Origin of the sequence: Candidatus Aalborgicola defluviihabitans (assembly GCF_016705985.1) — a bacterium.
GTDB lineage: Bacteria > Pseudomonadota > Gammaproteobacteria > Burkholderiales > Burkholderiaceae_C > Allorhodoferax > Allorhodoferax defluviihabitans.
In genome coordinates this window covers 444,879-464,875 of sequence record NZ_JADJKN010000006.1, presented here as the reverse complement: position 1 = coordinate 464,875, position 19,997 = coordinate 444,879, and the positions used below count along the sequence as shown (strand labels likewise).

21 protein-coding genes and 1 pseudogene are annotated in these 19,997 nt (G+C 59.1%); 14 read left to right on the top strand and 8 right to left on the bottom strand.

Annotation, left to right across the window (positions count from 1 at the left end; genetic code table 11):
- Positions 1–10: 10 nt before the first annotated feature.
- The 9 genes from IPI80_RS09845 (at position 11) to acpS (ending at position 8,857) form a co-directional block, all read left to right on the top strand.
- Entirely contained in the window at positions 11–1,489 is a 1,479-nt protein-coding gene (locus tag IPI80_RS09845; RefSeq protein WP_413859561.1) for a DegQ family serine endoprotease, read from the top strand.
- A 485-nt stretch (positions 1,490–1,974) separates the two neighbouring features.
- Positions 1,975–3,786 carry a translation elongation factor 4 gene (gene lepA / locus IPI80_RS09840; protein ID WP_413859559.1) on the top strand — a complete coding sequence of 604 codons (1,812 nt, stop codon included), beginning with the start codon at positions 1,975–1,977 and terminating at the stop codon, positions 3,784–3,786.
- On the top strand, positions 3,786–4,751 hold the full coding sequence (gene lepB, locus IPI80_RS09835) for a signal peptidase I (RefSeq protein ID WP_413859557.1): 966 nt from the start codon (positions 3,786–3,788) through the stop codon (positions 4,749–4,751). Before lepA ends, lepB begins: the two co-directional genes overlap by 1 nt.
- Positions 4,752–4,767: 16 nt before the next feature.
- Positions 4,768–5,124 (top strand): DUF4845 domain-containing protein, encoded by a 357-nt coding sequence (locus IPI80_RS09830; RefSeq protein WP_413859555.1) that lies wholly within the window; start codon positions 4,768–4,770, stop codon positions 5,122–5,124.
- A gap of 1 nt (position 5,125) precedes the next feature.
- On the top strand, positions 5,126–5,812 hold the full coding sequence (rnc, locus tag IPI80_RS09825; RefSeq protein ID WP_413859553.1) for a ribonuclease III: 687 nt from the start codon (positions 5,126–5,128) through the stop codon (positions 5,810–5,812).
- A gap of 122 nt (positions 5,813–5,934) precedes the next feature.
- Positions 5,935–6,861 carry a GTPase Era gene (gene era / locus IPI80_RS09820; RefSeq protein WP_413859738.1) on the top strand — a complete coding sequence of 309 codons (927 nt, stop codon included), beginning with the start codon at positions 5,935–5,937 and terminating at the stop codon, positions 6,859–6,861.
- 66 nt (positions 6,862–6,927) lie between these two features.
- Complete coding sequence (gene recO / locus IPI80_RS09815; protein ID WP_413859551.1) at positions 6,928–7,677, top strand: DNA repair protein RecO; 750 nt, start codon at positions 6,928–6,930, stop codon at positions 7,675–7,677.
- A 2-nt stretch (positions 7,678–7,679) separates the two neighbouring features.
- Positions 7,680–8,441: a pyridoxine 5'-phosphate synthase gene (locus IPI80_RS09810; RefSeq protein WP_413859549.1), complete on the top strand. Its 762-nt coding sequence runs from the start codon at positions 7,680–7,682 to the stop codon at positions 8,439–8,441.
- A complete protein-coding gene (gene acpS / locus IPI80_RS09805; protein WP_413859547.1) occupies positions 8,438–8,857 on the top strand; it encodes a holo-ACP synthase in 420 nt (139 codons plus the stop codon). Before IPI80_RS09810 ends, acpS begins: the two co-directional genes overlap by 4 nt.
- 47 nt (positions 8,858–8,904) lie before the next feature.
- On the opposite strand, the gene IPI80_RS09800 is transcribed toward acpS, so the two are convergent.
- Positions 8,905–9,954 (bottom strand): NAD(P)H-dependent flavin oxidoreductase, encoded by a 1,050-nt coding sequence (locus IPI80_RS09800; RefSeq protein WP_413859545.1) that lies wholly within the window; start codon positions 9,952–9,954, stop codon positions 8,905–8,907.
- Positions 9,951–10,508, bottom strand: coding sequence for a GNAT family N-acetyltransferase (locus IPI80_RS09795; RefSeq protein ID WP_413859543.1), 558 nt, complete (start codon positions 10,506–10,508; stop codon positions 9,951–9,953). Before IPI80_RS09795 ends, IPI80_RS09800 begins: the two co-directional genes overlap by 4 nt.
- Before the next feature lie 168 nt (positions 10,509–10,676).
- Between IPI80_RS09795 and nagZ the strand changes: the two genes are divergently transcribed.
- A complete protein-coding gene (gene nagZ / locus IPI80_RS09790) occupies positions 10,677–11,780 on the top strand; it encodes a beta-N-acetylhexosaminidase (RefSeq protein WP_413859541.1) in 1,104 nt (367 codons plus the stop codon).
- A 1-nt stretch (position 11,781) separates the two neighbouring features.
- On the top strand, positions 11,782–12,282 hold the full coding sequence (locus IPI80_RS09785; RefSeq protein WP_413859539.1) for a rhomboid family intramembrane serine protease: 501 nt from the start codon (positions 11,782–11,784) through the stop codon (positions 12,280–12,282).
- Here IPI80_RS09785 and IPI80_RS09780 read toward each other — a convergent pair.
- Genes IPI80_RS09780 through IPI80_RS09770 form a run of 3 tightly spaced genes read right to left on the bottom strand, consistent with a single transcriptional unit; the run spans position 12,229 to position 14,718 of the window.
- On the bottom strand, positions 12,229–14,085 hold the full coding sequence (locus IPI80_RS09780; protein WP_413859537.1) for a S8 family serine peptidase: 1,857 nt from the start codon (positions 14,083–14,085) through the stop codon (positions 12,229–12,231). The genes IPI80_RS09785 and IPI80_RS09780 overlap by 54 nt on opposite strands.
- 19 nt (positions 14,086–14,104) lie before the next feature.
- The gene (locus tag IPI80_RS09775) at positions 14,105–14,494 is read right to left on the bottom strand and encodes a hypothetical protein (RefSeq protein ID WP_413859535.1); all 390 of its coding nucleotides are present in this window, start codon (positions 14,492–14,494) and stop codon (positions 14,105–14,107) included.
- Complete coding sequence (locus tag IPI80_RS09770; protein WP_413859533.1) at positions 14,491–14,718, bottom strand: hypothetical protein; 228 nt, start codon at positions 14,716–14,718, stop codon at positions 14,491–14,493. Before IPI80_RS09770 ends, IPI80_RS09775 begins: the two co-directional genes overlap by 4 nt.
- Before the next feature lie 110 nt (positions 14,719–14,828).
- Here IPI80_RS09770 and IPI80_RS09765 point away from each other — a divergent pair, with 110 nt between their 5' ends.
- Positions 14,829–15,041 (top strand): DUF3820 family protein, encoded by a 213-nt coding sequence (locus tag IPI80_RS09765; RefSeq protein WP_413859531.1) that lies wholly within the window; start codon positions 14,829–14,831, stop codon positions 15,039–15,041.
- Between the two features lie 23 nt (positions 15,042–15,064).
- On the opposite strand, the gene IPI80_RS09760 is transcribed toward IPI80_RS09765, so the two are convergent.
- Positions 15,065–15,955, bottom strand: coding sequence for a LysR family transcriptional regulator (locus tag IPI80_RS09760; RefSeq protein ID WP_413859529.1), 891 nt, complete (start codon positions 15,953–15,955; stop codon positions 15,065–15,067).
- 130 nt (positions 15,956–16,085) lie between these two features.
- Between IPI80_RS09760 and IPI80_RS09755 the strand changes: the two genes are divergently transcribed.
- Entirely contained in the window at positions 16,086–16,949 is an 864-nt protein-coding gene (locus IPI80_RS09755; RefSeq protein WP_413859527.1) for an MBL fold metallo-hydrolase, read from the top strand.
- Positions 16,950–17,136: 187 nt separating this feature from the next.
- Here IPI80_RS09755 and IPI80_RS09750 read toward each other — a convergent pair whose 3' ends face one another.
- Both IPI80_RS09750 and lysS read right to left on the bottom strand, forming a co-directional pair.
- On the bottom strand, positions 17,137–17,604 hold the full coding sequence (locus IPI80_RS09750; RefSeq protein WP_413859737.1) for a M48 family metallopeptidase: 468 nt from the start codon (positions 17,602–17,604) through the stop codon (positions 17,137–17,139).
- Positions 17,605–17,765: 161 nt separating this feature from the next.
- Positions 17,766–19,307 (bottom strand): lysine--tRNA ligase, encoded by a 1,542-nt coding sequence (lysS, locus tag IPI80_RS09745; protein ID WP_413859525.1) that lies wholly within the window; start codon positions 19,305–19,307, stop codon positions 17,766–17,768.
- 123 nt (positions 19,308–19,430) lie between these two features.
- On the opposite strand from lysS, the pseudogene IPI80_RS09740 reads away from it, so the two are divergent.
- A pseudogene (locus IPI80_RS09740) lies at positions 19,431–19,996 on the top strand (YggT family protein).
- Position 19,997: the final 1 nt, after the last annotated feature.

Sequence of the window (19,997 nt, the reverse complement as noted above, 5' to 3'; positions counted from 1 at the left end):
AAGAAGGAATATGTCAGCTCTCATGATCAAGCCTGTACGCAATCTATTTGTAGCCGTCGCTATGGCCGCCACTGCATTCGTTGCGGTGTCGCCATTGCAGATGGTCCATGCGCAGACCTCCGCAACGCGGGGTCTACCAGACTTTACCGACCTGGTTGACCAGGTGGGTCCCTCGGTAGTCAATATCCGCACCATGGAAAAAGCCACCCCGCGATCCATGCAGGGCATGCCGGGTGATGAAGATATGCAGGAGTTTTTCAAGCGCTTTGGCATTCCCATGCCCAACGTGCCACGTCAGGCGCCTCGCCAGAATCGGCCTCAGCCGCAACAGGAAGAAGAGCATCCGCGTGGTGTGGGCTCCGGTTTTGTCCTCACCAGCGATGGCTTCATCATGACCAATGCCCATGTGGTGGATGGTGCCGATGAAGTACTGGTGACCCTGACCGACAAGCGCGAGTTCAAGGCCAAGATCATCGGCACCGACAAGCGCAGCGATGTGGCCGTAGTCAAAATCGAAGCCACCGGGCTGCCTGCCGTCAAGGTAGGCGATGTGGGCAAGCTGCGCGTGGGTGAATGGGTCATGGCCATCGGCTCTCCCTTTGGCTTGGAAAACTCGGTTACGGCCGGTATCGTGAGCGCCAAGCAACGTGACACGGGTGACTACCTCCCGTTCATTCAGACCGATGTGGCAATCAATCCCGGCAATTCGGGTGGCCCGCTCATCAACATGCGTGGCGAGGTCGTGGGCATCAACAGCCAGATCTACTCCCGTTCGGGCGGCTTCATGGGTATCTCCTTCGCAATTCCCATGGACGAGGCGGTTAGGGTGAGTGATCAATTGCGCAGTTCTGGTCGTGTATCGCGGGGACGTATTGGTGTAACGATTGAACCTGTTAGCAAGGACCTGGCGGAATCCATCGGTCTGGGTAAACCTTCGGGCGCTTTGGTGCGCGCAGTAGAGGCCGGATCTCCCGCCGAGAAGGCCGGTATCGAGGGCGGAGACATCATCACCCGTTTTGATGGCAAGGCGATAGACAAGTCCAGCGATTTGCCTCGCATGGTGGGCGGTACCAAGCCGGGTAACAAAAGCGTGGTGACCGTCTTCCGCCGTGGCGCCAGCAAAGACCTGACCATAACAATCGCCGAAATTGAATCGGACAAGCCCGCGGTCAAGACCTCGACGCAAGAGAACAAATCCAAGCCATCCACAGCCGGACATACAGTAGGACTCACAGTGAGTGACCTGACCGATGCGCAAAAGAAGGAACTTAAAATTAAGGGCGGCGTACGGGTGGAGAGCGCTGTGGATGCCGCAGCCCGTGCCGGTTTGCGTGAAGGTGACATCATTGTTGCGCTTGCCAACACCGAAGTGGCGTCCGTCAAAGAGCTTGAGTCTGCACTGTCAAAGTACGATAAAACCAAGGCCCTACTCGTGTTGATTCACCGGGGCGAGCTGGCCCAATACGTCATCATCAAACCCGCACGCTGAACCGGTATTTTCCTAAGACAACCCTGAAACCCAGCGGGTTTTGGGGAGTCTGAAGCTCTGTGTCCATAGATTTTATTTATGGACGGCGTGATGAATCAAAATGTGGGCGCACGCTAACTTTCCGGCGTTTTTGGAAATTTGGTTAGAATACGGGTTCTGCAATGCCCAATATGGGCATATGGGTTGAGAAAAATCCATCATATGGGATGACCGCAAGTCCCCCACAGCTGATCCACAGATCACCCACAAGTTGTGCAGACGCTTATCCCACATTATGTTGATAACCTGTGTATAAAATAACTGTTGCTGAGTTGCAACGACGCCAGAGTGCAATTTTTCTCGCTTTGTTTTTGAACCGTTTTGCCTACAATGAAGTTCCAGCTATCGCAGTTGCCAATGATTGTTGGTTCAGGGCGCGTCAATATCCGACGCGCCCTTTTTTCTTGTCCGTCTCTTTTAATTCAACCACTTAAACGTTTTCGTTGATGAATCACATCAGAAATTTTTCGATCATTGCGCACATTGATCACGGTAAATCCACACTCGCGGATCGGTTGATTCAGCGTTGCGGTGGGCTTGAAGCGCGTGAGATGGAGGCACAGGTTTTGGACTCGATGGACATCGAGAAAGAGCGTGGGATAACCATCAAAGCGCAGACCGCAGCACTGCAATACAAGGCTAAAGATGGGCAGGTTTACAACCTCAACCTTATCGACACACCGGGACACGTGGACTTCTCGTATGAAGTGAGTCGATCGCTCTCCGCATGCGAGGGTGCACTGCTGGTGGTTGATGCATCGCAAGGTGTCGAGGCGCAGACGGTTGCCAACTGCTATACCGCGCTGGACCTGGGCGTCGAAGTACTGCCGGTACTTAACAAGATTGACTTGCCCAATGCGGACCCCGACAACGCGCGCAGTGAAATTGAAGATGTGATTGGCATTGACGCCACCGATGCCATTCAGTGCTCCGCCAAGACCGGGCTGGGCATCGACGACATTCTGGAAGCCGTTGTTGCCAAGATTCCCGCACCCAAAGGCAACCCGGACGGACCGTTGCGCGCCATGATCATCGACAGCTGGTTTGACAGCTATGTTGGTGTAGTGATGCTGGTGCGCGTAGTCGATGGTCGCCTGGGTAAAGGTGAGCGCATCAAGATGATGGCCTCTGGCGCTACCTATAACGCGGACAGCCTGGGTGTGTTCACACCCGCCAATCAGCCACGCCAGTCGCTGGAAGCGGGCGAGGTGGGTTACATCATTGCCGGCATTAAGGAGTTGCAGGCGGCCAAGGTGGGCGACACGGTTACCCTGATCAAGCCCGGCACAGGTGGCGCGGCCTTTACGGCGACCGAGGCATTGCCCGGTTTCAAAGAAATCCAGCCCCAAGTATTTGCCGGACTGTACCCGACCGAAGCCAGCGAGTACGACTCGCTGCGTGACGCGCTGGAAAAGCTCAAACTCAACGATGCCTCCCTTCACTATGAACCCGAAGTTTCGCAAGCGCTGGGATTTGGCTTTCGATGTGGCTTTCTTGGCCTGCTGCACATGGAAATCGTGCAGGAGCGCCTGGAGCGCGAGTTCGATCAGGACCTGATCACCACTGCGCCCAGCGTGGTCTACCAAGTGATGAAAAACGACGGTGAAGTCATCATGGTGGAGAACCCCTCCAAGATGCCCGATGTCGGCAAGACCGCCGAAATCCGCGAGCCCATCGTGACCATGCACTTGTACATGCCGCAGGAATATGTGGGCGTGGTCATGACCTTGGCCAACCAAAAGCGTGGCGTGCAACTGAATATGGCCTACAAGGGCCGCCAGGTTGTTTTGACCTATGAGATGCCACTGGCCGAAATCGTGCTGGACTTCTTTGACAAGCTCAAGAGCGTGAGTCGTGGTTATGCGTCGATGGATTACGACTTCAAGGAATACCGCGCAGCCGACGTCGTCAAAGTTGATATTTTGTTGAATACCGAGAAGGTGGACGCACTGTCCATCATGCTGCACCGTACCCAGAGTCAGTACCGTGGCCGCGCCGTTGTGGCCAAGATGCGCGAAATTATTTCGCGCCAGATGTACGACGTTGCCATCCAGGCCGCCATCGGGACCAATATCATTGCACGTGAGACAATCAAGGCACTGCGAAAAAACGTGCTCGCCAAGTGCTACGGCGGCGACATTTCGCGCAAACGCAAACTCCTCGAAAAACAAAAAGCAGGCAAGAAACGCATGAAACAAATCGGTTCAGTGGAAGTTCCACAAGAGGCATTCCTCGCTATTTTGCAGGTGGAAGATTGATGCAGGCAATTACCTCGGCCATTCTGGCGGCTTTTGGCCTGTATGCCGCGTCCTGGTACTTTGGGATGGTGGAGGGCAACTTTGCCTTGCTGCTGTTTTTGGCTACGGTGGTAACGGGCATTTATTGGGTGGCCGAGCGCTTCTACTTTCTGCCCCAACGCCATCAGGCGGTGGCGACGCTGGAAACAGCGGACGCCAAGCGCCGTGAAGACCTGGACAAAATGGGTATTAAACAAGTGGATGGCGATATTACTGATGCAAAAGTCCGTTTGCTCATGCAACCCTGGTGGCTGGACTGGACCGCCGGGCTGTTCCCGGTCATCATCTCTGTGTTTTTCCTGCGCTCTTTTGTGGTGGAACCATTCAAGATTCCGTCGGGCTCCATGATTCCTACCCTGTTGGTAGGAGATTTGATTCTGGTGAATAAATTCACCTACGGATTGCGTCTGCCGGTGCTCAATGCCAAAGTCACCGAAGGCACACCGCCCCAGCGCGGGGATGTGATGGTCTTTCGATTCCCGCCTAAGCCAAGCCTTGATTACATCAAGCGCGTTGTCGGCCTACCCGGTGATACCGTGGCCTACCTCAACAAGCGGCTGACCATCAATGGCGAGCCTGTCGTCACCACCAGCGTACCCGAGTTTTTTGACGAAGACGCCATGCGTTACTTCAAGCAGTTTGAAGAGACGCTGGGTGGCAAGAAGCACAAACTGCTCAATGACGATGAACGACCTGCTTTTATTCCGGGAGCCGACAATTTTGTGGGTCGAGATGGTTGTACCTATTCTGTGGAGGGTGTAACCTGCAAGGTTCCAGCGGGCCACTATTTCATGATGGGCGACAACCGCGATAATTCACTGGATTCGCGTTATTGGGGTTTCGTACCAGAGAAAAATATTGTTGGCAAAGCCTTCTTTGTCTGGATGAATTTTGGAAGTCTCAAGCGTATCGGATCTTTTGACTAAAAAGGGGTAGATATATATGGCAGTTCAGCGCAAATCCAGGCAACGTGGCGTTACTTTCTTTGGTTTGGTCTTTGTCGGGGTGGTAGTTGCTATTACCGGAATCATCGCGGCACAGGTATTTCCAACTTTTCTGGAATATCAAACGATTATTAAAGCAGCCGACAAGGCGGCGCAGAATGGCAACACAGTGCCTGAAGTCAGGATGATTTTCGACAAAGCCACTGAGGTCGATGCCATCAGTTCGATTTCCGGAAAAGACCTCGTCATCACCAAAGAAGGTGACAAGGTTGTTGTCAGTTTTGCCTACCAGCGCGAAATCCACCTTGCCGGTCCGGCCTGGCTGACGATGAAATACGCCGGTCGCTCCAAATAGCGTGGCAGCTGGATTGGTGGAGTTGCAGGAACGCCTGCAGCATGCATTTTCCAATGGTGCGTTGCTGACGCAGGCGCTAACCCATCGCAGTTTTTCCAGTGACCACTACGAACGCCTGGAGTTTCTCGGCGATTCAGTACTCAATTTGGCGGTTTCGGATTTGTTGTTCGCACGGCTGGGCTCCCTGCCTGAGGGAGATTTGTCCCGGGTTCGGGCCAATCTGGTCAAGCAAGACACCCTGCACCAACTTGCCGTGGGTCTGGGTCTTCCCGAGGTTATTCGTTTGGGCGAGGGTGAGGTGCGCTCTGGTGGGCAAAACCGCCCCTCTATCCTGGCTGACACCCTGGAAGCCATCATTGGCGCGGTCTACCTGGACGCCGGCTTTGTGGCCGCACAAGCCCTGGTGCAGCGCCTGTTTAAGGATGTGGAGATTACGCCCCACATGGATGCCATTGGCAAAGACGCCAAGACCGAATTGCAAGAGTGGCTGCAGGGGCGCAAAATGAGATTGCCGGCGTACAAAGTGGTGGGCACCATTGGGGCAGCCCACAAACAAAGCTTCGATGTGGAGTGTGAAATTGACGCGTTGCGCTTGTCGGAGCGTGGTATTGGCGGTTCGCGCCGTTCCGGCGAACAGGCCGCAGCCGCTGCGATGCTGCAAACCATCAAGGCGAAAAATATCAAATGACATCTAAAAAAAATACAAAAAAAGTAGCACCTCACGCAGATTCCCCGAGGGCTAGCACTGAAATTGATCAACAACCCGATCTGGACAGCATGCTCGAAGGTCTGCTCAAAAGCACGCCCAAAATGGCCCAACCCGGTGCGCAGGCGGACGGACAGCGGTGCGGTCTGGTGGCCATTGTGGGTAAACCCAACGTGGGTAAATCGACGCTGCTCAACGCGCTGGTAGGTCAAAAAATCAGCATCACCTCGCGCAAGGCGCAGACCACGCGCCACCGCATCACCGGCATGCACACGCGCGGTACCACCCAGTTTGTGTTTGTGGATACACCGGGCTTCCAAACCCTGCACGCCAACGCGCTGAACAAGTCGCTGAACAAGACGGTGCAAGGCGCCGTTGCGGACGTGGATTTGATTTTGTTTGTGGTGGAGGCGGGGAGTTTTACGCCGGCGGACGCGCGCGTGCTGTCCCTGCTGGGCAAGGATATTCCTACGCTCCTGATTGCCAACAAGTTCGACAACATCCACCGCCGGGGTGACATTGCTCCCTGGCTGCAAACCATGCAGGAAAAGCACAATTTTTCCGAGTTTGTGCCCATGTCGGCCACGAATGCCAAAGATGTGGAGCGTTTGCTGGGCATTTGTGAAAAATACCTGCCCGAGCAAGCCTGGTGGTATGCAGAAGACGAACTGACTGACCGTAGCGAAAAATTCCTGGCCAGCGAACTGGTTCGCGAAAAACTGTTTCGCCTGACGGGTGACGAGTTGCCCTATACCTCTACCGTGGTCATCGACAGTTTTGCCGAAGAGCCGCCGCAAAAGAAAGGCCAGAAGCGCTTGCTGCGCATTGCCGCCACCATTGTGGTCGAGCGTGACACGCACAAAGCCATGGTGATTGGCGACAAGGGCGAGCGCATCAAACGCATCGGCATGGAAACCCGGGTCGAGCTGGAAAAACTGGCCAATGCCAAGGTGTTTCTGGAGCTGTGGGTCAAAGTGCGCTCCGGCTGGGCCGACGACGCAGCGCGCGTCCGTAGCTTTGGCTATGAATAGAGCCCCCACGCTTGTCACTGCGTGTACTGCGCTGCCCAGGGGGGCGGCCGCGCAACCCGCTGAGCAGTGGCCTCCAAACGCATTTCAGATGAACCCGCGTATGTGCTGCACCGCTACGACTGGAGCGAGTCCAGCCTGATTCTGGAGGTCTTCACCCGCGCACACGGCCGCATTGCGCTGGTGGCCAAGGGGGCCAAGCGTCCCAGTTCCAGTTTTCGCCCGGTTTTGCTTCCGTTGCAAATGCTGCACGTGGCCTTTGGTGGGGATGCGGAGATTCGCACCCTCAAAAGTGCTGAGTGGCAGGGCGGCCACGTCATGCCCACGGGCGACGCGCTGCTCTCAGGCTACTACCTGAACGAACTTCTGCTGACGCTTTTGGCGCGCGATGATCCTCATCCGCGTCTGTTTGACGTCTATGCCAACGTGGTGCGCGTACTGGCCAGTGAGCATGGCGAGGTTTTGCAGGCGGCGTTGCGCACCTATGAGTTATTGCTGTTGCGTGAGATCGGCTTGTTGCCTCAGCTTGATGTGCAGACCATGACCTTGGGCGGGTTGGATGACGATGCCCGCTATTGTCTGGTACCCGAAGGTGGGCTGCGTCTGGCGCACGGAGATGACCGCGCCAGCCTGTCGGGCGCGCAATGGAATCATTTGCAGCAGGCACTGGACGATGCCGCGCCCTTCACCACCACTCTGCGCACCTGCGCCGCCGTGACCAGCGAACTCAAACCCATGCTGCGCACGTTGCTGCACTACCATTGCGGTGTCCAGACTCTGCGCACCCGCCAGATGATGATCGACATTCAGGGACTCTAGCTATGGCCCCCACACCACACCGTACTGCACTCTCCGTCAACCTCAACAAGGTCGCCCTGGTGCGCAACACGCGCCACTTGGGCATTCCCAGCGTCACGCGTGCGGCCACGCTGTGCCTGCAGGCCGGTGCGGCTGGCATCACGGTGCACCCGCGTCCTGACGCGCGCCACATCCGCGCTGACGATGTGCGCGACTTGGCCCAACTGCTGCAGGAATGGCCAGACCGCGAATTCAATGTTGAAGGCAACCCCTTTCACAATCTGATCGGCTGTGTGCGCGATCTGCGCCAACGTGGCTTGCCGGTGCACCAGGTTACTTTTGTGCCCGATTCCCAAGGGCAGTTCACCAGTGACCATGGCTGGACATTTCCGCAGGATGCAGAAGGCCTCAAGCCTTTGATTGAAGAAGCCCACGCCCTGAACCTGCGGGTGAGCCTGTTCATGGACGCTGAACCTGCGGCTATGCATGCTGCCAAAGCCGTAGGCGCAGACCGCATCGAGCTTTATACCGAGCCCTACGCTGCCGCCTGGGGCACGCCCGAGCAGGGGGCACAGTTGCAACGCTTTGCCCTGGCTGCGCAGGCCGCATTGGATGTAGGACTGGGCGTCAATGCCGGCCACGACCTTAACCTCGAAAACCTGGCGGTCTTTGCCCAGGCAGTGCCGGGTCTGTCTGAGGTGTCCATCGGCCACGCCTTGATTGCGGACGCGCTGGAGCTGGGCTATGCCACCACGGTGCAGGCTTATCTGGACTGTTTGCAGTGATTTACGGCATTGGCACCGATATCTGCGACGTGCGCCGCATCCGGGAGAGCCTGGCGCGCCATGGCGACCGCTTTGCCGACAAGATTTTGAGCGAGGGTGAATTCGCCACCTGGAAAGCGCGCAGTGCCCGCTGGCCCGAACGTGGCGTGCGCTACCTGGCCACGCGTTTCTCCGCCAAAGAGGCTTTCAGTAAAGCCATTGGACTGGGTATGCGCCTGCCCATGACCTGGAAATTGTGCGAAGTGCGCAATGGCCCCAGCGGCAAACCCGCCATCGTGCTGCAGGGTGCCCTCAAAGACTGGTTTGATGCGCGTCACCTGAGCGCCCACATCAGCGTGACCGACGAGACCGACTACGCGGCAAGCTTCTGTGTGGTCGAGGCTGCTCCGACTTCTTTAGAAGAAATTAGTCGCTAGCCCTCGTCAATTCTACGTAAGACGCTATGTTTGTCGTAGCAAACTTGTTATCCGTGCGCGCCACTACCCGCCAGCATGCGCGTCAACTCGGCCGCTGGCATGGCGCGGCAGCCACTGGTGTCCTGTCCGGCCCATAGGGGCGAAAAATCTGTGCTGCCCATCGCCTCGGCGCGGGCACGCAAGGGCACCACGGCGCTGACGGCCAGCGGAAAGGTCGGCGCCAGCGGGCTGATGGGCCCGCACTCGCGCATGACGCGGTTCATGATGCTGCGTGCCGGTCGTCCGGTAAACAGGTTGGTGATCGCCGTGTGGCGGGCTCCATCGCTTTGCAGGGCAGCACGGTGCAAGGGGGTGGTGTTGGCCTCGGGGCACAGCAGGTAAGTGGTGCCGATCTGTGCGCCGACTGCGCCCAGTGCCAGCGCGGCGGCTACGCCCCGGGCATCGGCAATGCCGCCGGCCGCAATCACCGGGACCCGCAGCATTTTGACCAGTTGCGCGACCAAGGACAGAGTGCCCACTTGGGTGGTGATGTCGTCGGACAGGAACATGGCGCGGTGGCCACCTGCCTCACAGCCCTGGGCAATCACTGCGTCCACACCATGAGACTGCAACCACAGGCCTTCCTCGACCGTCGTGGCAGACGACAACACCTTGGCGCCCCAGGCTTTCACCCGGGCCAACAGGTCGGCCGACGGTAAACCAAAGTGGAAGCTCACCACCGGCGGCGTGAATTCGGCCAGCAGATTGGCCGTCTCGGCGCTAAAGGGCTGTCGCGCAGGCGCAGTGGCGATGCTGGCGGCATCAATGCCCAGTTCTGCGTAGTAGGGCGCGAGTGCAGCGCGCCAGGCGGCTTCCCGTGCATCGTCGGGCACAGGCGGTGTGTGGCAAAAAAAGTTGACGTTGTAGGGCCGCGTGGTCTGTGCCCGGATGGTGGTCAGTTCCTCGCGCATCGCATCAGCCCCCAGCATGGCACAGGGCAGGGAGCCCAGACCCCCCGCGTTGGAAACGGCAACAGCCAGTGCGCTGCCCTGCACGCCGGCCATGGGTGCCTGGATGATGGGCAGTTCGGTGCCCAGAAGGGTTTGCAGGTTCATCATGGTGTGGGCCTTGGGTAGTCACTGCGCAACAGACTGTATTGCAGCAGGTCATGGTACTGCCCCAGCCAGAATCCGGCCTGGCGTATGCGGCCCTCCAACACAAACCCCAGCTTTTCTACGCTCTTGAGCGACGCGGCGTTGTCCGGGTGCACCTGGGCTTCGATGCGGTTCAGCGCCATGTGCTCAAAGCCCCAGTCCAGCGCGGCCGTCAGCGCTTCATGCATATAGCCCTGCCCCCAGGCGTGTTGCGCCAGCTCATAGCCCAGTGTGCAGCAGCGCCAGCCCCGGTTCCACTTGAAGAGGCCGCAACTGCCAATCAGTGCATCGCTGTCGTGCAACGCGATACCCCAGCGCACGCCAGGGTTGGGCAACTTGCGCCACGCAGCAAACACATCGACCAGTTTTTCGGCTTGTTGCAGTTCCGTAAGGGGCTCGTTGCCAAACCAGCGCATGGCCTGCGCATCGCCATGGATGGCCAGCAAAGCGGGTGCATCGGCGGCTGTGATCTCGCGCAGCTGCAAACGCTGGGTTTGCAGGGTGGGGAAGTCGCTCATGGGTTCAGTGCATAGGGTGGGACATAGCGTTTACGCCGGTCTGCGTAGTTTGCACCAAGTGGCATCGCGCGGGAAATTTGTATGCCATATTGACCTCTAGCCCTCGTACAATATACACAAGCAGCTATTGAATGCATAGCAAACCCAGTTTCTACCGGACACCCGCCCATGACTTTTCACGCCCCCCTCATCATCGACATCGCTGGCCTGACCCTGAGCAAAGTGGATCGCAAGCGCCTCAGGCACCCGCTGGTGGGCGGATTGATCCTGTTTGCCCGCAACTGGCAAGACCGCGTGCAGCTCACGGCCCTGTGCCGTGATATCAAAAAATTGCGCCCCGACCTGTTGATTTGTGTGGACCACGAAGGCGGGCGCGTGCAGCGTTTCAAGACCGACGGTTTTACCCACCTGCCGCCCATGCGCGCCCTGGGCGAGATGTGGTTGGCTGCGCCCAGTGCCACCACCTCCAACAAGAAAGCCGGCCCGCTGGACGCCACCAACGCCGCGACCGCATGTGGCTACGTGCTGGGCTCCGAGTTGCGGGCCTGCGGTGTGGACCTGAGCTTTACCCCGGTGCTGGACCTGGACTATGGCGAAAGCAGTGTCATTGGTGACCGCGCTTTTGCCCGCGACCCGCGTGTGGTCAGCTTGCTGGCCAAGAGCCTAATGCACGGCCTGCTCAACAGTGGCATGTCCAATTGTGGCAAGCATTTTCCTGGCCACGGTTTTGTCAAGGCCGACTCGCATACCGACATTCCCGTGGACAAGCGCAGCCTCAAAGCCATCCTGGCCGATGACGCCGCCCCCTACCGTTGGCTCAACACCGTGACCAGCAGCGTCATGCCGGCCCATGTGATCTACCCCAAGGTGGATGCGCGGCCAGCAGGCTTTTCCAACACCTGGCTGAACGACATCCTGCGCGGTCAACTGGGTTTTGGCGGCGCTATCTTCAGCGATGACCTCTCCATGGCCGGTGCCCGCCTGATCGACGGCCAGACGGTGAGCTACACCCAGGCCGCGGTGGCCGCACTGACGGCAGGCTGCGACATGGTGTTGCTGTGCAACCAATCCCTGCCCAGCAGCGAAGGCGGTGGCCGGGCCATTGATGAACTCATTTCTGGCCTGACCGAGGCCCAGCTCAAAGGCCAGTGGCAGGCCAACGATGCCAGCGAAGTGAGCCGCCGTGCGCTGCTGCCCACGACCCCCGCGCTGGAGTGGGACGCGCTGATGGTGCACAGCGCCTACATGCAGGCGCTGGACTGGATCGCTTGAAGTGTTCGTACGTGCCGAATTTTTGGCAGGCGCCTGGTGGCAACTGCTGACGGCGCAGTGGGTGCATGTGAGCTGGCTGCATGCAGCGGTCAACCTGGTGGGGCTGGGTGTGCTGCTCATCACCTTCAACGGATGGGTTGCCAAGCGGGTACTGGCCGTGGCCCTGTTGGGTGGCTATTTGGGCGTGGCCGTGGTGCTGGCCTTGGACGCAGGTTGTGCCTGGTATGCCGGTGCCTCGGGGGCGCTGCATGGACTCTTGGCTGGTGCGGCCTTGGCGCTGGTGTTGGATGCGCCCGGTGCCAAGGGCGGACGCCTGCGCTATCTGGGCTGGTCGTTGTTGGGCGGTCTGGCCCTCAAGCTGCTGTGGCAGCATGGTTTGGGTGATGCGCCAGGTTGGCTGGGCTTTGCCACGTATACCCCCGCCCATGAGGCCGGAGCACTGGGTGGCCTACTGGCTGTCTTGGCCCTGCACGCGGTACGCAGGCCGCGGCCTGCGCGCTAGGGCGCCAGCCAGCAGCAGGAGCAGGCCGGCCACGGCATCCAACCCACCCATAGCTCCACCACCGCCACCGCCCGTGGCCACGGGCGGTGGCGGTGGTGGCGTGATGGGAGGCACTACCACCGGGATCGTATTGGTGACCGAAATCTTCACCGTGACGCTGGCACCGGCTGTGGCGCCGTCGGTCGGTTCGATCACGACGTTGTAGTCCCCCAATGGCTGTGCTTTGTTCCAGGTGAAAACACCCGTCGCGGCGTTGAAGCTGGCGCCCGTCGGCAGACCGCTGGCACTGTAGCTGACGGCATCCCCTTCGGCATCCATCGCCATGGTAGTGAACTGCAGGTTGCCATTGGGCAGCACGTACTGGGTTGGCAAGGCGTTGAAGACCGGTGCGGCGTTGCTAATGCCCTGGGCCTGCAGCAGTGAAGTCACCGCGCGAAAAGCATCCAGCAAGCCGGCACCGCAGTCGGTGCGGCCTGCGCAGTAGGTCCCGCTGGGGTGGGGGCGTGCCGAATTGACCAGATGGGTTTGCACCTCGGCTGGGGAAATACCGGGCTTGATCTGCGCCAACAATGCCACCACGCCGGCTACCTGCGGTGCAGAAAAACTGGTGCCGGAGTGGGCGTCATAGCTATCGCTTTGCGGTGCTGCAGAGCCGGTGTTGCCGGTGGACATGATGGTATTACCAGGTGCGCTGATGGTGGTACCCGGGCCCACATTAGCGTAGTCCGTATTGGCACCACTGGCCGTGTGGGCTGTCACGGCGATGACTCCTGCGCAGTTGGCTGGCTGGGTGATGGTGGTGCGGGAGGAATCGTTGCCGGTGGAAATCACCACCACGGCGCCCGTATTGCGGGCAGCGGTAATGGCGCTCTGGTACGTGGCAGAACAGGCTCCGTCGCGCCCAAAACTCATGTTGATCACCTTGGCTGGGTAAGGGTTGGCTGGCACGCCGGGTACCGGCAAGCCAACGGCCCATTGGATGGCGGCTGCCGAATCCGACGAATAGCCACCACACACGCCCAACACCCGCAGAGGCAGAATCCTGGCGCCAAATGCAATGCCGCTAATGCCCACATTGTTGTTGCCGGTGGCAGCAATGATGCCCGCCACATGCAGGCCGTGCCAGGAGGATGGGCCTACGTCGCACAGGCTGGCTTGTGAGTTTCCGTCCCCAGGATCCAGCGCATCGGCGTCACGCCCATCACCGTCATTGGCCGTGGTGTAGTCGTTATAACCGTCGGCGCTGATGAAGTCATAACCCGGCAGGATGTTGGCCACCAAATCGGCGTGGGGCCGGTAGCCGGTGTCCAGCACCGCTACGGTCACACCGCGGCCGTTGACCTGCACACCGCCCACGGAGCGGCCCCACGCGTTGGGCAGGTTAATGCCGCCAATGTCGGTTACCGGGGATTTCAGGTTCCATTGCTGGCTGGCGTAAAGCGGGTCATTGGGTGTGAAGTGCGGGTAGATCCGTTCATCCACCTCGGCGTATTCCACCCGGGGGTCCGTTGCTATGGCTTGTGCCAGGACTTGCAATTCCGCATGGCGCAGCGGCTGGGCGGTGCGAGCCACATGCGTCAACGGGGATACGGACTTGAGGTAACTCAGTGTGCCGCGGTTCAGTGCGCGCACACGCGACTCAGCATCGGCAACGCTTTGGGTTCTGCCTTTGCCGGCGCCATCGTCGCGAAACTTGATGATGATGCGGCTGTAGCGCTGCGCATCCTGCGCCAACACAGTCAACGGGGCGGTGACGGTGGCCAGGGCGCATGCCAGGGTGAGCAGGAATCGGACTTTGGTCATGGGCAAAGGCTCCCTGCCATCAGTGGCGCGTGTTGCGGGTATCGAGTTCGGCTTGGGCCACGCCAGGCAGTTCGGCCAGGCGCTTGAGCAGCGACACTGTATCCTGATCGGCTGGCCATAGCAGTGCGTAGACATGGGTGTCTGGTGCCACGGCAGAGATGTATTGGACGGGAACCTGCGCTTGGGTCTGCAGCGCCTTGAGCCAGGCGGCATCGGTGCCAGATACCGGGCGGTTGAAATGCAGGACGATGCGCAAAGGCGCGCTCTTGCCCGCAGGGGTGTTGTCTGCGAGCAAATTGGGCGGTGGCAGCGCGTCTCCCGGGGGCGGTAGGTACACAGTCTGGGCGCAGGCCATCAGGCCCCATGCGCAGGCCCAGCAGAGCAGCAGACGTGGTACGCAGCTGCTCATGGCGAGCGGTGCAGGCGTGAGCCCTTGAGCGCAGAAATTTGGTCTTGGGTGGCGGAGTCCAGCACGGGGTTGCGCGCCAAGAGCTTGGCTTGTGTCAGCAGCGTGCGCAATTGCTCGACATCGGTGACGGAAGGTGCGACTTTGATTTGTGACAAAGCGGCCTGCGTATTGCCACCTTGGATCAACGCGGCAACCTTGGTGGCCCAAACATGGGGACGGGACATGGGGAATCCTTTGGTGGGGCATTTGTTGCATGCCATTGTGGCACATAGCCCTCGTAAGATGTGCGTGAGTAGCTATCAAAATAATAGCAAAATTACGTTATGCTACCTGCATGCAAGCTGAAGACCTTTCTCTGTTGGTGACCCGTGCCATGCCTTTTGGCAAATACCAGGGCCGTTTGATTGCCGACCTGCCGGGCGATTACCTCAACTGGTTTTCCCGCACGGGCTTTCCCAAGGGCGAGATTGGGCGGTTGCTGGCCTTGATGCATGAAATTGACCACAACGGTTTGTCGGAACTGCTGAAGCCATTGCGCGGTGGTTAGGCTAAACAGGCACCAATTGCGATTCACCACGGCAGCGTTTCAAAGCGCTGCACCAAATAGTCCAACAACGCACGCACTGCCGGCGACAGGTTTCTGCGAGACGGGTACAGCGCATAAATCGTTACCACTGGCGCCTGCCAATCGGGCAATACCGCGCTTAGTTCGCCGGTCGCTACAACCGGGTTCACCAAGTAAGTGGGCAACATGGCAATGCCGCCGCCAGCCATTGCGGCTTTTAACAGTGCGGTTGCGTCATTTGCACTGAAGCGGCTGACTACGCTGACCTGCGTGGACTCCGCACCGCGGCCCAAATGCCATACGCTTTTGCCAAAATTGGCATGACTCAGACAGCGGTGTTGTTTCAGGTCTTGCGGCGCTTGTGGCGTTCCATGGCTATCCAGATACGCGGGGGAAGCGACTAGCAGCGAATCGCAACGCGCCAGCGGTCGGGCTATCAACATGGGGTCTGGCTCAGCGCTGATGCGGATCGCCAGGTCGATGCGGGCATCCACCAGATTCAGCGCGCCTTCGCTCACATTCAGGTCGATCTTGAGCTGAGGGTGCAGCGCCAAAAAGTCCGCCAGTACGGCGGCCAGTTGCGCATAGCCAAACGACATGGCGCAGGTCAACCGCAATTGCCCGCGCAGTTCGCCGCCCGATATGGTGGTTTCTTCTTCCACGTTTTCCATCAGCGCCAGCATTTGCTGGCTGCGCCGCAGACAGGTCTCGCCCGCATCGGTAAGCGTGACGCTGCGCGTGGTGCGCTGTAGCAGGCGCGCGCCCAGCCATGTTTCCAACTCGGCCACGTAGCGCGTCACCATGGCGCGGGACATATCGAGCTTATCCGCCGTAGCGCTGAAGCTGCCGCTGGTGGCAACCTCGGCAAAAACTTGCATGGCGGTTAAACGGTCCATGTAGATTGGTCCATATTAGATTGATTATTGAAACAGTTATGGCCATTTTATGCTGTTTATTTGTGCGATTTTCGAAACTAAACTGCAGACTCTTGCATACCAACCACAGCCTTTTTCTGGAGTTCAAACCATGTTCCGCACCACCGTCATCGCCGCAACCTTGGCTATCGCCTTCACCCAAGCACAAGCGGGTCAGCCCTTGCAATTGAAGGTCTACAACGCCGATGGCAATAGCTTCAATGTCAACTCCACACTGGTCTACGGAGAGAAAGAGGCCGTAGTGATCGACGCCGGCTTCACCCGTGCCGACGCGCTACGCATTGCTGCCAATGTGCTGGACAGCGGCAAGCAGCTGACCACCATCTACGTCAGCCAGGCCGACCCTGACTACTACTTTGGCGCCGAAGTGCTGAAGGAGATTTTTCCGCACGCCAACGTAGTGACCACGCCCGCCGTGCTGGAGAAACTGAGTGCGAAAATGGCTGGCAAAGTTGCCTTCTGGAGCCCCAAGATGGGTGCCAATGCGCCCAAGACGCCGGTGTTGCCCACGGCGCTGACCAGCAACACATTGACTGTAGATGGTGAAAAAATCGAGATCCGCGGCACCACAGGTGTGCTGGCCCACCGTCCTTATGCGTGGATTCCGTCGATCCAGGCCATCGTCGGCAATATCGCCGTGTTCGGCAACCTGCACGTGTGGACGGCAGACACACAAACGGTGGCCGAGCGGGGTGCCTGGGTAGCGCAATTGGACGAGATGGCAGCGTTAAACCCGGTCGTGGTGGTGCCCGGCCACATGAATGCGGGCACCAAGGTGGATGCCAGCGCTATCGCCTACACCAAGACGTATTTGCAGGCCTTTGAGAAGGCCGCCGCCGCTACCAAAACCAGCACTGAGCTAATCGCCAGCCTGCAAAAGGCGTACCCCGACGCAGGCATGGCCATGGCGTTGGACATTGGCGCCAAGGTCAACAAGGGCGATATGAAGTGGTAATGCGTTAGCAGTGTCCCCGAGTGCCATCGGTGTAATACACCTTGGCACACGGGGCACTTTGCGCGCGTGTGGTACACCTCCTTGGTGTGCACCCTGCATGCACCGCAAAACACAATGGACATCCGCATGAACCTGCTCAACCATGACATCGTCACCGAGTGCAGTCCTGAAGTTTTTTCGGCAGGTGCTATGCGGTGCAGTCGACAGCTGCCCAGCAGCGGGTGCCCACCGTATCCAGGTGTGTCAAATACAGGCGCACCTCAAATTCCAACTGGTGGTAACCCGGCTCCATGTAGGTGCAGAGGTTGTAAAAGGCCTTGTCGTGGTTGCGCTCGCGCAGGTGGGCCAGTTCGTGCACCACAATCATTTTCAAGAATTCGGGCGGGCAGTCTTTGAACAGCGAGGCAATGCGGATCTCGCGTTTGGCCTTGAGCTTGCTGCCCTGCACGCGCGACACCGTGGCGTGGGTGCCCAGCGCGTGCTGGACGATTTGCAGCTTGCTGTCGAAAGCCACCTTGTTCACCGCATCGGCTCCGCGCAAGTGTTCGGTCTTGAGCGCCTGAACGTACTCGTAAAGCGCACGGTCGGTGCGCACGCCGTGCGCGGCGGGGTACTTTTGCAGTAGCCAAGGTCCCATGCGGCCTTCGTCCAGCATCTGCTGCACCTGCGCCAGCGTCTCCGGCGGGTAGCCGCGTAGAAACTTCTCAATAGATGATGCTATTGGTTTCGCTACTGGTATTGACGGGCGGTAGCTGAACAGCGGCCGCCCTGAGAATTTAGGGCCTTGGGGGCGCGACCCGCGCTGGGCGTGGGTGATCACGCTTCTCGGCGCAGCGCCGGGAACAGAATCACATCGCGGATGCTGGCGCTGTCGGTCAACAGCATCATCAGCCGGTCGATACCCACGCCGCACCCTCCTGTGGGGGGCATGCCGTATTCGAGTGCGCGCACAAAGTCGGCGTCGTAGTGCATGGCCTCGTCGTCGCCGCTGTCTTTGGCGTTGACCTGGGCCTGGAAGCGAGCGGCCTGGTCTTCGGCGTCGTTCAACTCGCTAAAGCCATTGCCGAATTCGCGGCCGGTGATGTAGAGCTCAAAGCGCTCGGTCACTTCGGGGCGGTCGTCGTTGGCGCGGGCCAGTGGCGAGATCTCGGTGGGGTGCTCCATGATGAAGGTGGGCTGCCACAGCTTTTCTTCCACCGTTTCTTCAAAGTACAGCACTTGCAGGCTGGCCAGCGTGCGGCCTTCGAGTCGGTTCTTGGCTTCGGTCAGGCCCAGCTTCTTGACGGCGTTGGTCAGCCACACGGCATCTAGCACGTTGTCGCCCGCGTCGGTGTATTTGCGGATGGCTTCCACAATGGTCAGGCGCTCAAAAGGTTGGCTCAGGTCTACCGGCTTGCCAGCGTAGGTGAGTTGCAGCGAGCCTGTGGCGCGTTGGGCGGCGTCGCGGATCAGGGCTTCGGTGTAGTCCATCAGGTCTTGGTAATTCCAATACGCCGCGTAGAACTCCATCATCGTGAATTCAGGGTTGTGGCGCACCGAGATGCCTTCGTTGCGGAAGTTGCGGTTGATCTCGAACACCCGGTCAAAGCCGCCGACGATCAGGCGCTTGAGGTACAGCTCGGGCGCAATGCGCAAGAACATTTCTTGGTCCAGCGCGTTGTGGTGGGTCTTGAAAGGCTTGGCATTGGCACCGCCGGGAATGGGGTGCAGCATGGGCGTTTCGACTTCCAAAAAGTCGTGCGCCACCATAAAGTCGCGCAGCGCGCTGACGGCCTTGCTGCGCGCCACAAAGCGCTTGCGGGCTTCCACATCGGTCATCAGATCGACATAGCGTTGGCGGTATTTGGTCTCTTGGTCGGCCATACCGTGAAATTTGTCCGGCATGGGGCGCAGGCTCTTGGTCAACAGCCGCACGCTGGTGGCGTGGATAGACAACTCACCGGTCTTGGTCTTGAACACCCGGCCTTCGGCGGCCACGATGTCGCCCAGGTCCCAGTGCTTGAATGCGGCGTACAGGTCGGCTCCCACGTCCTCGCCCTTGACATAAATCTGGATGCGCCCGCCGGTCGTGCCAAACGATGCGTCTTGCAGCGTGCAAAAACTGGCCTTGCCCATGACGCGCTTGAGCATCATGCGGCCGGCCACCTTGGCAGTGGCGCCCAGGGCCTCCAGCTTTTCGGTGGTCTTGGTCTCAAATTCGGCAAACAGGGCCTCGGCCTTGTGGCTGGGCTTGTAGTCGTTGGGAAATGCCACGCCCTTGCCGTCTGCCTGCTGCTGGCGAATGGCCTTGAGTTTTTCGCGGCGTTCCAGAATGAGTTGATTTTCGTCCTGGGGGGCGGGTGCTGTGTGGTCAGTCATGGAAGTGCGCGGGGTGGTGTCTGCTTGCGGTTTGGGGAGGGCCAAAAAAAGGCGGCCAGAGCCCTAGATTCTAGTCGCCACAGCGCTGCGGCTATGATGCTGGCGCTCACTGGATTGGACACCATGCTCTACCAAATCATCTCGCTTTTACTGGAAGTGGCCGCTGGCCTGATTGCTGGTACCTGTTTGTTGCGGCTGTATATGCAGTACCAGCGCATTCCCATGTCCGCGCGCTCGGGCAATCCCTGGCCAAATTTATATTTGCGCTGACCGACTGGCTGGTATTGCCCTTGCGCCGGGTGCTGCCAGCCGCCGGACGTGTGGACACGGCCAGCCTGGTGGCAGCGTTCCTGATTCAACTGCTGCAGTTTGTGATTTTGTGGGCGATCGCCGGCATGGGCGGCAGCCTGCTGACGCTGGTGGTTCTGGCTGCATTTGGCCTGGTGCGCATGTCCATTTTGGGCTTGACCGGGCTGGTCATCATCTATGCGGTGTTGTCGTGGGTGCAAACCCAGTCCATGGCCGCCGATTTTCTGGAGCGATTGGTGATGCCGCTGTTGGCACCCATCCGGCGCGTTGTGCCGCTAACCGGGGGTATTGACCTGTCGCCACTGGTGTTGCTGGTGCTCCTGCAAATTGCCGGCATTGTGCTGGGCAATGTGCAGGCTGCCGTGTTGGTGGCTTTGTGAG